The organism is Sphingomonas mali NBRC 15500 (assembly GCF_001598415.1).
Lineage (GTDB): Bacteria > Pseudomonadota > Alphaproteobacteria > Sphingomonadales > Sphingomonadaceae > Sphingomonas > Sphingomonas mali.
Window position 1 is genome coordinate 13,646 of record NZ_BCYX01000008.1, and the last position, 13,285, is coordinate 26,930.

Annotated in this window: 11 protein-coding genes; 3 read left to right on the top strand and 8 right to left on the bottom strand. The window is 65.2% G+C overall.

Going from position 1 to position 13,285, the window contains the following annotated elements; all coding sequences use genetic code 11:
- Positions 1-6: 6 nt before the first annotated feature.
- The gene (locus SMA01S_RS08345; protein WP_066820290.1) at positions 7-1,167 is read right to left on the bottom strand and encodes a saccharopine dehydrogenase family protein; all 1,161 of its coding nucleotides are present in this window, start codon (positions 1,165-1,167) and stop codon (positions 7-9) included.
- Positions 1,168-1,286: 119 nt separating this feature from the next.
- A complete protein-coding gene (locus SMA01S_RS08350) occupies positions 1,287-3,068 on the bottom strand; it encodes an ABC transporter transmembrane domain-containing protein (protein WP_066820291.1) in 1,782 nt (593 codons plus the stop codon).
- Positions 3,069-3,259: 191 nt separating this feature from the next.
- Here SMA01S_RS08350 and SMA01S_RS08355 point away from each other — a divergent pair, with 191 nt between their 5' ends.
- Complete coding sequence (locus SMA01S_RS08355) at positions 3,260-4,477, top strand: polyhydroxyalkanoate depolymerase (RefSeq protein ID WP_066820463.1); 1,218 nt, start codon at positions 3,260-3,262, stop codon at positions 4,475-4,477.
- 188 nt (positions 4,478-4,665) lie between these two features.
- Here the strand turns inward: SMA01S_RS08355 and SMA01S_RS08360 are convergent, their stop codons facing one another.
- The 4 genes from SMA01S_RS08360 to SMA01S_RS08375 form a co-directional block, all read right to left on the bottom strand.
- Positions 4,666-5,142 carry a pyridoxamine 5'-phosphate oxidase family protein gene (locus tag SMA01S_RS08360; protein WP_066820292.1) on the bottom strand — a complete coding sequence of 159 codons (477 nt, stop codon included), beginning with the start codon at positions 5,140-5,142 and terminating at the stop codon, positions 4,666-4,668.
- Between the two features lie 83 nt (positions 5,143-5,225).
- Positions 5,226-5,786 (bottom strand): DUF805 domain-containing protein, encoded by a 561-nt coding sequence (locus SMA01S_RS08365; RefSeq protein ID WP_066820294.1) that lies wholly within the window; start codon positions 5,784-5,786, stop codon positions 5,226-5,228.
- Positions 5,787-5,915: 129 nt separating this feature from the next.
- Positions 5,916-7,094 (bottom strand): acetyl-CoA C-acyltransferase, encoded by a 1,179-nt coding sequence (locus tag SMA01S_RS08370; RefSeq protein WP_066820296.1) that lies wholly within the window; start codon positions 7,092-7,094, stop codon positions 5,916-5,918.
- 151 nt (positions 7,095-7,245) lie between these two features.
- A complete protein-coding gene (locus SMA01S_RS08375) occupies positions 7,246-7,710 on the bottom strand; it encodes a MaoC family dehydratase (protein WP_066820298.1) in 465 nt (154 codons plus the stop codon).
- Positions 7,711-7,851: 141 nt separating this feature from the next.
- On the opposite strand from SMA01S_RS08375, the gene SMA01S_RS08380 reads away from it, so the two are divergent.
- Positions 7,852-10,776 carry an L-glutamate gamma-semialdehyde dehydrogenase gene (locus SMA01S_RS08380; protein ID WP_066820304.1) on the top strand — a complete coding sequence of 975 codons (2,925 nt, stop codon included), beginning with the start codon at positions 7,852-7,854 and terminating at the stop codon, positions 10,774-10,776.
- 27 nt (positions 10,777-10,803) lie between these two features.
- Here the strand turns inward: SMA01S_RS08380 and SMA01S_RS08385 are convergent, their stop codons facing one another.
- Positions 10,804-11,418: a TetR/AcrR family transcriptional regulator gene (locus tag SMA01S_RS08385; protein WP_066820306.1), complete on the bottom strand. Its 615-nt coding sequence runs from the start codon at positions 11,416-11,418 to the stop codon at positions 10,804-10,806.
- A 99-nt stretch (positions 11,419-11,517) separates the two neighbouring features.
- Between SMA01S_RS08385 and SMA01S_RS08390 the strand changes: the two genes are divergently transcribed.
- A complete protein-coding gene (locus SMA01S_RS08390; protein ID WP_066820308.1) occupies positions 11,518-12,000 on the top strand; it encodes a hypothetical protein in 483 nt (160 codons plus the stop codon).
- Positions 12,001-12,059: 59 nt separating this feature from the next.
- Here SMA01S_RS08390 and SMA01S_RS08395 read toward each other — a convergent pair whose 3' ends face one another.
- Positions 12,060-13,277, bottom strand: a complete 1,218-nt coding sequence (locus SMA01S_RS08395) for a mechanosensitive ion channel family protein (protein WP_157093870.1) — start codon at positions 13,275-13,277, stop codon at positions 12,060-12,062.
- Positions 13,278-13,285 lie beyond the last annotated feature (8 nt).

Sequence of the window (13,285 nt, forward strand, 5' to 3'; positions counted from 1 at the left end):
GGGATCTCAGCCGCAGCGGAACGTCAGCCCCGCCTTCGCGATGAGCCGCTCGCGTAGCGCATCGCCCATCAGCGCGCCGGGGGTCCAGATTCCACCGTCGCCCTGCACATCCTGCACCAGGCAGAGCGCCGCTTCGGCGATCATCTTGCTGGTCGACCCGTAACCCGGATCCTTGTCGCCGGTGACGACGCATTCGACCCGGCTGTCGTCGGGGAATTCGCCGATGAACAGGATGTCGTAATGGCCGCTGTCGCGCTCTTCCTTGGAAGGCCCTTCGCCCGGCTTGGGCCCCTTGTCGCCGGCGAGCGGATTGACCTTGGCGATCGCCTCGGCGGCGGCCTTGCCGAGATCGCCGAGGCCGGCGACCATCATCTCGTCATAGACGAAATTGGCGCCATATTTCTCGCCGAGCAGGAAGTTGGTGCGGTGGACGTTCTTGGTGTTGATCGGCGCCATGATGAACGGCGCGACCCAGGCGCCGACCGATTTGTCATATTCCGGCAGCAGCCCGGTCGGCTGGTGCGGCCCCGAAAAGCCGGGAGTCAATGCGAACGGGTTGGTCAGCAAGGCGACGATCCGCGGGTCCCTGGCGGCGGCGGCCAGCGTCGCCTTCAGGCTGGCCGCGGTGCCGCCCGAAAACCCGCCCTTCATCACCCGCACGCGGCATTTCACGCGCGGCGCCGGGCCGCCATGCTTGGCGATCGCGCATTGCTGCAAGGTCAGTACGCCGAGGTCGAAGGGAATCGAGTCGAACCCGCACGAAAAGACGATCCGGGCGCCGCTGCGCTTGGCGGTTTCGTGATGCGCGTCGATCATGTGGCGCATCCAGGCGGGTTCGCCGCACAGATCGAGATAAGCGGTACCGGTCTCGGCACAGGCGGCGACCAGATCGCTGCCATAGAGCTGGTAGGGGCCGACCGTGGTGATGACCGCGGTGGCGCGCTCGCACATTGCCTTCAGGCTGGCGGGATCGTCCGAATTCGCCGCGATCAGGGTGATGTCGGCGGGCGCGCCGATCTGGTCGCGCACTTCCTGGAGCTTGCTCAGCGAGCGCCCGGCCATCGCCCATTTGACGCCGCTGGGATAGGTTTCGGAGAGATATTCGGCAACCAGCCGCCCGGTGAACCCGGTGGCGCCATAGACGATGATATCGAACTCACGGGCCATCCTGTTTCTCCCCTCCTGCTCGCGGGAGGGGCCGGGGGAGGGCCGGTCGCGTGAGCGGGATCATTTCGTGGAGGAAACATGCCCTCCCAGCGGGGGGTGAAGCAAGCCCCCAGCTTGCTTCACGCCGCCTCGCTGAACTGAAGCGCGGCCAACCTGGCATACAGGCCGCCCTTGGCGTTGAGCGTGGCGTGGGTGCCTTCCTCGACGATTCGGCCGTCGTCCATCACGATGATCCGGTCCGCCGCGCGAACGGTCGCGAGGCGATGGGCGATGACGAGCGTGGTGCGCCCGTCCATCAGCCGGTCGAGCGCCTGCTGCACCAATTGTTCGCTTTCGGCGTCGAGCGCGCTAGTCGCCTCATCGAGCAGCAGGATCGGCGCGTCGCGCAGCAACGCGCGAGCAATCGCAACGCGCTGGCGCTGGCCGCCCGACAGCCGCGCGCCGCCTTCGCCCAGGAAGGTATCGAGCCCCTCAGGCAGCTTGCGCAGGAAATCGGCGGCATTGGCCGCCTCCGCCGCCGCCCAGATCGCGTCGTCGCTCGCGTCCCACTCGCCATAGCGCATATTGTCGCGCGCCGAGGCGCCGAAGATCACCGTTTCCTGCGGCACCATCGCGATGCGACCGCGGATATCGGCGGGATCGGCCAGGGGCAGGGGAACGCCATCGATCCGCACCTCACCCGATTGCGGATCGTAGAAGCGCTGGATGAGCTGGAAGAGAGTCGTCTTGCCGGCGCCCGACGGTCCGACCACCGCGACGGTTTCCCCGGGCGTCACGTCGAGCGAGAAATCGGCCAGTGCCGAAACATCGGGCCGCGTCGGATAGCGGAACACGACATGATCGAAGGTGATCGCGCCGCGCGCCGGCTCGGGCAAAGCCGCAGGGTGCGCGGGCGGTGCGATTTCGGGCTGTTCGGCGAGCAATTCGGCTAGGCGTTCGGCGGCGCCCGCGGCGCGGAGCAAGTCGCTATAGACATCGCTCAGCGCGGCAAAGGCGCCGGTGGTCAGGATGGAAGCGAGCACGAACCCGCCGAGCGATCCCGGCGACAATCGGCCGGCCGCGACATCCGACGCGGTGCTCCACAGCATCAGCGTCACCGCACCGAATACCAGGGTAATGAACATCGCGGTCAACAGCGCGCGCAGCAGGATCCGCCGCTTGGCGGTCGCGAAGCTGCGTTCGACGGTGGCGGCGAAGCGCGACCCTTCGCGCCGCTCCTGGCCGAAGGCTTGCACCACTTTCATCGCCGACAGGACTTCGACCGCCATCGCCCCGATATCGGCGACACGATCCTGACTAGTCCGCGAATAGCCGCGCAGCCGCCGTCCGATCAGCATGATCGGCCCGAGCACGACCGGAATGCCCAGCAGAATCATCCCCGCCAATTTGGGCGCCCAGACCAGCATCAGGGCGATCCCGCCGAACCCGGTAATGGCGTTGCGCAGGATGACCGATGCCGTCGTTCCGACCACCATTTCGATCTGCGCGGTGTCCGAGGTGAGTCGCGACGCGATCTCCGATGGCCTGTTTTCCTCGAAATAACGCGGTGCCAGGCGAAGCAGGTTGCGTTGCACGGCGATCCGCACGTCGGCCACGGTCCGCTCGCCCAGCCAGGAGACGAAATAGAACCGCACGGCGGTCGCCACGCCGAGCACGCCGGCTACCGCGAACAGCTGGTAAAAGACGCGATTGACGTGCGTCATGTCGCGGCCGCGAACGAACCCGCCGTCGATCACCGATCGCAGCGCGATCGGGAAATAGAGGGTCGCGGCCGAGGACAAGCCCAGGGCAAGCAGCGCAAGCAGCGCCTGGAGCTTGTAGCGGCTGGCATAATGCCAGACCATTTTGAGGCTGCTCAGCCTGCGACCGGGGCTGGGAGCGGCGGGGGCGGGATCGGCCATGGCCGGCACCTAGGGCGAACGAGCGTCAGCGGCAATGGGGCTGTAATGCCGCAGTGCGACAGCGCTCAAGCGGCCGATCGGAAGGGACATACCCGGACCCGCAACGATCCATCGCTTATTGCGTTGTGTGCGGTGCAACACGGGCCTAAGGGTTCATACCGGGGAAACGGTTTCTCATGTATCGGGGGCAGATGCTCTACAACGCTTACGAGATGCAGCGGTCGATGCTGGCGGGTGCCAGCGCCTGGGCCAATTTCAGTGCCGAGCTGCTCAGCAATCCCGCCAATCCCTTTGCCTATTTCGGCGGCGGGCCGGTGCTCGGCTCCGCGCTCGAAGTATTCGCGCACGCCTCGGCGCCGCGCGGCAAGCCCGAATTCGGGCTCGACCGGACGATGGTCGACGGCAAGGAAGTCGATGTCGTCGAGGAAATCGTCCTCCGCAAACCCTTCGGCCAGCTCAAGCGCTTCGTGCGCAAGGGCGTCGCGGGCGGACCCAAACTGCTCATCGTGGCGCCGATGTCGGGCCATTACGCGACGCTGTTGCGCGGGACGGTCGAGCGCATGTTGCCGTTCGCCGATGTCTACATCACCGACTGGCGCGACGCCCGGCAGGTGCCGCTCAGCGAAGGGCGTTTCGACCTCGACGATTATGTCGACTACATCATCGAATTCCTCGAGACGATTGGCGAGGGCGCGCACATGCTCGCGGTCTGCCAGCCGTCGGTGCCGTGCTATGCCGCGGCCTGCGTGATGAGCGCGGACAAGAATCCCTGTCGGCCGAAGACGCTGACAATGATGGGCGGCCCGATCGACACGCGCGAGGCGCCGACCGCAGTCAACACGCTGGCGACCGAGCGTCCGTTCGCTTGGTTCGAACAGAATGTCATCGCGACCATTCCGATCAATTATCCGGGCGCCGGTCGCCGCGTCTATCCGGGCTTCCTCCAGCTCGCCGGCTTCATGACGATGAATCTCGGCAACCACATGATTTCGCATTGGGAGATGTTCAAGCATCTCGTCCAGGGCGACGACGAAGGCGCTGACGCGACCAAGGATTTCTACGAGGAATATCGCTCGGTCTGCGACATGACCGCCGAATTCTACCTCCAGACGATCGAGGTCGTGTTCCAGCAGCATGCTTTGCCCAAGGGCGAGATGACGCATCGCGGCCGCAAGGTCGATCCGGGCGCGATCACCGACATCGCCTTGCTGGCGATCGAGGGCAAGCGCGACGACATTTCAGGGCTCGGCCAGACCAAGGCGGCGCTGACCATCGCGACCAATCTGCCCGCGTCGGAGAAGAAACACCTCGTCGCCGACGCCGGCCATTACGGCATCTTCAACGGCAGCAAATGGCGCACCCAGATCGCGCCGGTGCTGGAAGAGTGGATCACCGCGCACGGCGGATGAGGCCCGGATTCCCCTCCCGCTGGCGGGAGGGGCTAGGGGAGGGCAGGTGGCCTCCGCGCTAGTGTTCGGGGTGAGGCACAACAGGCCCTCCCCCGACCCCGTTCTGGGTGAACGGTCCCCCGGACCGTTCAGGTTGCGCCGGGGGCGCAACCGACCCGGAACGCGCCAGCGGGAGGGGAGAGGATCGGTCAGGCCGTCGTACTCACCTTCGCGTGGCTGCCTTCATCGCCGGCCTTGATCTTGCCGCCGAACAGCATCTTGACCTTGCCGGCGATCGACATGTCGGTTTCCCACGTCTCGGCATCGTCGACGTCGAAGCGCAACAGCGCGAGATTGGGGTCGTCCTTGCCGCCCGGAAACCAGGCCTCGACCTGGTTGTTCCACAATTTGTCGATCATCCCGAAATCGTTGTCGATCCGGACATTGCCTGCCAGGCAAGCGAAGAAATCGTGCCCCTTGGACACGAACTGCGCCATCGCCGCGCCGCCCCGGGCCAGGCGGTTGTCCTTCCCAATGAAGAAGAAGATCGTGTCGACCTGATCCTCGTCCAGCTGCGCGGTCAGCGGTTCGCTGTGCCGCCCGTCACCGTCCAGGCCGATCATCACGAACGGGCTGTCGGACAGTTTCTTCCAGAAATGCTGCTTGATCTCGGCGGCGTCGGCCATCGTATCTCTCCTGTAGGTCTCGACGCATAACGAGCCGCGCGCCGAGAGTTTCCGCGCCGACCGAGCCAGCTCCGCTTCCGGTGTCAGGCTTCGGCCAGGATAGCCTCCGTCCTGTCGGTCATGTCGGCCAGCCTTGGATCAGGACCGAACCGGTTGGCGCCCCGTGTCGGCTGCCAGAGAAATAGCAGCACATTCACGACCATCAGCGCGATAAGGATCACGATGAGCGAAATGGTCCATGGCGTCGCGGCCACACCTTTGTGGAGCTCCAACGGGCCGAAATGAAATGCCATCGAAGCGGCATGGCCAGCCGGCGCAGTAAACCACTCTATTACCGAGAGCGGCACGATCGACAGGGGGACCAACGCCCACCATCCGCTACGTCCCTGATCGTGCAGCCGCCGGACGAGCAACGGAATCCAAGGCCAGGCCCAGACCACGTCCCAAGCGACGCCAAGCGCATAGAATAAGGGCGGAGGCGGCGGCGGGTCATAGATGAGCGTGCCAGCCTGGGCCAGCGTACTCAGCAACCAGAAGGCGATCACCTCGTGTCTAGTCGACCGGCCACGAAACATGAAGGCATGCATCAGCGGTCGGAATGTCAGCCGCAAGCCGATCTTGTTCGCGGGATAGTCGCTTCGCATGGTCGAAAGGGTGCGCTTGCCGTGATCTCCGGTCAAGCAACTGGGGACCTGCCCCAAGTTCCCAGAATCGGGTGCGAAAAGAGCCGGCGGATCGCTCCACCGGCCCCTTTTTTGTATCGAGCGGTGAGCTCAGAGGACTTCGAACAGCCCCGCCGCGCCCTGTCCGCCGCCGATGCACATCGTCACGACGACATACTTGGCGCCACGGCGCTTGCCTTCGATCAGCGCGTGGCCGGTGCAGCGCGCGCCGGTCATGCCATAGGGATGGCCGATCGAGATCGAGCCGCCGTTGACGTTGAGCAGCTCGTTGGGAATGCCCAGCTTGTCGCGGCAATAGAGGACCTGCACCGCGAACGCTTCGTTGAGCTCCCACAGGCCGATATCGTCCATCTTGAGGCCGTTGCGCTCAAGCAGTTTGGGGATCGCGAACACCGGGCCGATGCCCATCTCGTCGGGCTCGGTGCCGGCGACCGCCATGCCGACATAGCGGCCGAGCGGGGTCAGGCCGCGCTTCTCGGCCAGTTTCTCTTCCATCAGCACGCTGGCCGAGGATCCGTCCGACAGCTGCGAGGCATTGCCCGCGGTGATGGTGAAATCGGGGCCGAGCACCGGCTGCAGACCGCGCAGACCCTCGATCGACGTCTCGGGACGATTGCCTTCGTCCTTGGTGACGGTCACCTCGTGGAGGGTGACTTCCTTGGTTTCCTTGTTGGTCATCGCCATCGTCGCGGTGACTGGCACGATCTCGGCGTCGAAATAGCCGGCTTGCTGCGCAGCGGCGGTGCGCTGCTGCGACTGGAGCGAATATTCGTCCATTGCGTCGCGGCTGATATTGTAGCGCTTCGCCACGACCTCGGCAGTCTGCAGCATCGGCATGTAGACGTCCTTGTGCATCGCGATCAGCTCGTCGTCCCGGCCGACACGCATCTGCGGAGTCTGCACCATCGAGATCGACTCGACGCCGCCGCCGATGGCGATGTCCATATTGTCGAGGACGATTTCCTTGGCGGCGGTGGCGATCGCCATCAGGCCCGAGGCGCACTGGCGGTCGACCGACATACCGGCGACGGTGACGGGCAGGCCGGCGCGAAGCAGCGCGAGGCGGGCGATGTTGCCGGCCTGCACACCCTGCTGCAGCGCGGCGCCGAACACGACGTCCTGCACTTCGGTGGGATCGATCTTGGCGCGTTCGACCGCGGCCCTGATCGAGTGGCTGGCGAGCGTCGGCGAGGGCAGATTGTTGAACCCGCCGCGATAGGCGCGGCCGATCGGGGTGCGGGCGGTGGAGACGATGACGGCGGAACGCATGGTTGGCCTCTTAATCTCCCCTCCCTGAAAGGGAGGGGCTGGGGGTGGGTGCCGGCGCGTCAGCGCCGGCGACTACGCTTGGGGCTTGCTTAGGACGCTCGCTGTGCTCGCGACCCACCCCCGACCCCTCCCTGGAAGGGAGGGGAGAAAGCTAAACGAAAATCTGGCTGATCCACTCGGCGATCAAGGCGGGCTTGTCCTCGCCTTCGATCTCGACGGTGAATTCGTTGGTCTGCTGCCACTGGCCCGGGCGCTTCTCGATCAGCTCCATCAGCTTGAAGCGGCCGCGCACGCGCTTGCCCGAGCGGACCGGGGTGATGAAGCGGACTTTGTTGCCGCCATAATTGACGCCCATCTTCACGCCCTCGATCTTGGGCTGGTCGGGGACCTTGGACGACAATAGCGGCATCAGCGACAGCGTCAGGAAGCCGTGCGCGATGGTGCCGCCGAACGGGGTCATCGCCGCCATCTGCGGGTTGACGTGGATGAACTGGTGGTCGCCCGTCGCGTCGGCGAACTTGTCGATCATTTCCTGGCTGACCTCGACCCAGTCAGAGACGCGCTCCCTACCGATCTGCGTTGCCAGCTCGTTGATAGAAATTGTATCATTGCTCATCGCCAGAACATTCCCTTTGAGCGTGTTTTGGCGCTAAGGCCATCGCGCATCCTCTAGGCTTGCCTCGGCCCGCGAAGCAAGTCCGACCCGACCGGAAACTGGAAAATGACCGCTGACGCTACGTCCTCCGCCCGCGCTTCCATGGCAAAGCTTTATCGCGCGGCCGAACCCGAAGTTCTAAAACCGCTTTTGGCGCGCGCCGCGCTGACTCCCGACTCGCGTGGACGGGTGCTGGGCCATGCCAGCGGGCTGCTCGCGGATTTGCGCGCGGCGCAGACAAAGGGGTGGGTGAATCAGTTTCTGCAGGAATATCGGCTGAACTCGTCGGAAGGCGTCGCGTTGCTCTCGCTGGCCGAGGCATTCCTGCGTGTGCCCGATCCCGAGACCGCGGATTTGCTGATCGCGGACAAGCTCGGCGACGCCGACTGGCGCGCGCATACGGGCGAATCCAATTCGTCCCTGGTCAACATCGCGACCTGGGGGCTGGTGGTCGGCCGCGCCCTGGTCGGCGAAGGCGAGGGCGGTCCCTTGCGCCGCCTGATCAGCCGGGCAGGCGAACCGTTCGTGCGTCAGGCGGTCGGCGCGGCAATGCGGATGATGGGCGAGATTTTCGTGATGGGTCGCACCATTGCCGAAGCCATGGACCGCATGAAGAAGCCCGAGAACCGCGGCTTCACCGCGAGCTTCGACATGCTGGGCGAAGCGGCGCGGACGGTCGAGGACGCCGCCCGCTATTTCAACGCCTATACCGATGCGATCGACGCGGTTGGACGCGATCCCGCCGCCGGTCATTCGATCTCGGTCAAGCTGTCGGCACTCCACCCGCGCTACGAAGTCACGCAATATGATCGCTGCGTCCCCGAGCTGACCGCGATGCTCGAAGCGCTCGCCGTCCAGGCGGCGAGCAAAGGCATCGCCCTGACCGTCGATGCCGAGGAAAGCGAGCGGCTGGAGATGAGCCTCGACATCATCGGCGCGGTCGCCGCTCTGCCCAGCTTGAAGGGCTGGGACGGGTTCGGGATGGCGGTGCAATCCTATGGCAAGCGCGCCCGCCTGGTGGTCGACTGGGCTAACAACCTCGATCGCCTGATGAACGTGCGGCTGGTCAAGGGCGCATATTGGGATAGCGAGATCAAGCGCACCCAGGTCGAGGGGCTGTCGGACTATCCGCTCTTCACCCGCAAGGCCTCGACCGACGTCTCGTACCTTGCGGTGGCGCGCGACATGCTCGACGCGAAGAATATCCGCCCGGCATTCGCCAGCCACAATGCGCTGACGGTGGCGACCTTGCTCGAATGGGCCGGCGACAACCGCGACTTCGAGTTCCAGCGGCTCCACGGCATGGGCGAGGGGCTGTACGAGCGGCTGGTCCGCGAACAAGGCTATCATTGCCGTATCTATGCGCCGGTCGGCGGGCATCGCGATCTACTCGCCTATCTCGTCCGCCGTCTGCTCGAGAACGGGGCCAATTCGAGCTTTGTTCATCAACTCGCCGACGAGCGGCTGACCGAGGCGGAGATCCTCGCCGATCCGGTCGAGAAGATCGCCGCCGTTGGTGGGGCCAGGCATCCGAGCATTCCGCTGCCGATCGACCTGTTCGGCGATCGCAAGAATTCGAGCGGAATCGACCTCAGCGATCGCGACGTGCTGGCGAAAACGGCGGCACGCGTCGCCACGATGCCGCCAGTGACGGCCGAAAAGGTCGATGTCGCCGCGGCAATCGCCCGCGCCCATGCCGCCTTCCCCGGCTGGTCGGCGACGCCGGTCGACGACCGCGCGGCGATTCTCGAACGTCTCGCCGATCTGCTCGAAACCAATCGCGACGAGCTGATGGCGATCTGCGTGCAGGAAGCGTTCAAGACGATCCCCGACGCGATCGGCGAAGTGCGTGAGGCTGCCGATTTCTGTCGCTATTATGCCCAGCAGGCGCGGTCGGGCCTCAAGTCGATCGAACTGCCGGGACCGACCGGCGAGCGCAACACGCTTCACCTCGACGGGCGCGGCGTGTGGGCGACGATCGCGCCGTGGAACTTTCCGTTGGCGATCTTCCTCGGCCAGACAGCGGCGGCGCTGGTCGCCGGCAATGCCGTGGTCGCCAAGCCCGCGCCGCAAACGCCGAAGATCGCCGCCGCCGCGGTCCGGCTCGCGCATCAGGCGGGCGTGCCTGAGGACGTATTGATCCTGGCGCCCGGCGGCCCCGAGGTCGGCGCGGCGTTGACCGCCGACCCGCGCATCATGGGCGTGGCGTTCACCGGCTCGACCGCGACCGCCAAGAAGATCGCCCGCACTTTGCTCGAAGACGATGCGCGTCCGATCGTGCCGCTGATTGCGGAAACCGGCGGGATCAACGCGATGATCGTCGATTCGACCGCACTGCCCGAGCAAGTGGTGATGGACGTGGTCACCTCGTCGTTCCGCTCGGCGGGCCAGCGCTGCTCGGCGCTGCGGCTGCTGCTGGTGCAGGAGGACGTGGCGGATAGCATCATCAAGATGCTCGACGGCGCGATGGACTTGCTCGTGCTTGGCGATCCGGCCGATCCCAGGACCGATATCGGCCCGGTGATCGATCAGGCCGCCTATGACAAATTGATGGCGTATCGCGAGAGCATGAAGGCGCGCATCGTCAAGACGATCGACGCGCCCGCCAGTGGTCTGTTCGTGCCGCCGACGCTCATCCGGCTGGACGCTATCGAGGATCTGCAGGCCGAATGGTTCGGCCCGATCCTCCATGTCGCTACCTGGCAGGCGGGCAAGCTTGCCGAGACGATCCGTCGGGTCAACGCCAAGGGCTATGGTCTCACTATGGGCCTGCACAGCCGTATCGCGCGGGCGGGCGACGTGATGGAAGCCGAAGCGCGCGTCGGCAATCTCTACGTCAACCGCAGCATGATCGGCGCGATCGTCGGTTCGCAGCCATTCGGGGGCGAAGGCCTTTCCGGCACCGGGCCCAAGGCCGGCGGCCCGCATTACCTCTACCGCTTTGTCGCCGAACGCGCAGTCTCGACCGACACGACCTCGGCAGGCGGCAACGCCACGCTGCTCAGCCTCGATGAGGGTGGCATTTGAGGTAATTCGGCCCGGCCGGCAGGATCGTCAGGCGGCGTCCTCCCGGTCGGCGGCTCCGGTGGCGAGCGGCTTGCCGCCACGCCGGCGCAGGTCCGCCATCAGCACGTCGATCGCCCAATTGGCGGCCGTCGCCATGCCGCGCGCGTCCATGTCCCATTGGTCGCGCATCTCGCGCCAGACGAACCCGCTCGACATCAACTGGATGGCGGCGAGTGCCCAGGTGCGGTCGGGCTCTGCCAGCCCGTCCACCGCCTTGCCGAACATGCCGCGATAGGCGGTCTCGCGCTCGGCCTTCATCTGGTTGCGCATCGCGCGGCCGTCCGCGCTGGCCAGCGCCACCGTCATCGCCGCGGCATTGCGGTCGAACTTCGCGAACCGCTCCTCCAGTCCGCCCAGCAGGTCGTCCAGCGTGTCGGGGATGCGTCCGCCCGGACTCATCCGCGCCCAGGCCGCGTGGCGCAGGGCGTCCTGATCGGGGAAATAGCGATAGACGGTGCGGCGCGACACGCCCGCGCGGTCGGCGACGGCGTCGTGGTTGAGGCGGTCGCCATCGGCCATCAATCCGATCATCGCGTCTTCGATCAAGGTGCGCGTATGATTGTTGCTGGAAACGGGCTCGCGGGGCTTGGCTGAGTCGGGCATGGTTTTCCAATAGGCGTGACACAAAAAGTGTCAAATTCCAGTTGACACATTTTGTGTCACGCGTAGTGAGCGGGCAATACACGAATCGGGGAGACTCATATGTTGTTCCATCTATCGATCGATGCCGACGACCCGCGTAACGTCGCCAACGTGATTGCCGAATTATGGGGCGGCCACGCCTTTCCGTTCCCGCCCGTGCTGACCGGCAGCTGGGTTGCGATGGCAGGCGACGATCGCGGCACCACGGTGGAGGTCTATCCGCGCGGGGCCGAATTGCACGAAGCGCCCGGAGACGCCGACGCGGTCGGCCGGATCGGTGCCAAGGACCGTTTCACCCCGACCCATTTCGCGATGGCGACCGCGCTCGATATCGAGGCCGTAACGGCGATCGCGGCGCGCGAAGGATGGCCGATCAAGTACCGCAAACGCGGCGGGATATTCGGCGTGCTGGAAATGTGGATCGAAGGTCGATCGATGGTCGAGGTGCTGACACCTGAAATGCAGCGCGAATATCTCGACGGTCTCACCATTCCGGCTTGGCAGGCGATGCTCGCCAAGGGGCCGCCTTCCGTCGCGGCGTAGGCTAGAATCGTTTTCAGGTTCGCCGTGCCGCGACCGTTTCAGCGTTGCTGAAACAGGCTCTAATCGCCGCCCCCCTGGTCGGCGACCGAGCGATCGCCGGAGGAGGGCGGGCGTGCGATCGTGTCGTCGCTGCTCTTCGCCTTCCTGCGCTTGGGCCAGGTCACGCCGGATTCCGCTGCCGGGATGCCGGTCTGGGCGGGATAGACGAGCGCAATGCCCTCCTCCTGGAAACGCTTGATGATCGTGAGCCCGATCGAATGGCGCGCATCGTACATGTCTTGGAACACCGCGGTGGGGGAATCGAATTCGACGTCGAATTCGTAGCTTTGCGCGGTGAAGGTGGTGAAGCCGGCGCGGACGAACTTCTGGCCGTGATCCTCGACGATCTGCTTGAGCATATGCGGGAGTTCTTCGAGCGCCGCGATCGGCGTGGTCTGGGCGATACCCAGCGTGAAGATCACGCGGCGATATTCGCGGCGCGAATTGTTGATGATCTCGAAATCGAGCAACTTCTTGTTGCCGATGATGCGTTCTTCGCCGTTGGTGCCGCGGATGCGGGTCGACCGCATGCCGATATATTCGACCGTGCCTGCCGACTTGTCGTAGGTGATCGCGTCGCCGCGCCGGAACGGGCGGTCGAAGATGATTGCGATCGCCGCGAACAAGTCGGCGAAGATGCTCTGCGCCGCGAGGCCAATGGCGATGCCGCCGACGCCCAGACCGGCAACCAGCCCGGTGACGTTCACGCCCAGATTGCCGAGCACCATCACCAGGGCGATCGCGAACAGCGCGAAGGTGACGAACAAGCGGATGAGACCCATCGCGTTCGTCAGGGTCTCGCCGTGGTAATCGCTGGCCGCGGTGCGATGCTCGATCGCACCGAGAATGATCTCGCGCGCCCAGATCGCACCCTGGAACACTGCGGCGACGGTGAACAGGAAGCGGATGATCGCCGCGACCGGGTAAGGTGCATCGCCGATGCCCACCACCAGTTCGGCCGAGGTCATGACGATGAAGAAATTGCCCGTCCTGGCGATCGCGCGGCCGAACACGGTGTACCAACCGGTGCCACTGCTGTCGCGATTGCACAGGTGATTGCCGAGCGACTTGATGAAGTGCAGGCCGAAGAAGATCACGATTCCGACGGCGACCGCGATCATCACCTGAAGCCAATGCGACGAGAGCCAAGCGAAGCTGGTGTCCCATATCGCCTGCGCTTGATGCTGCAGGTCGTGAGCGGTCAGCGTCCCTGCCTTGGGCATGGCGGTATTGTTCATCGATTCTC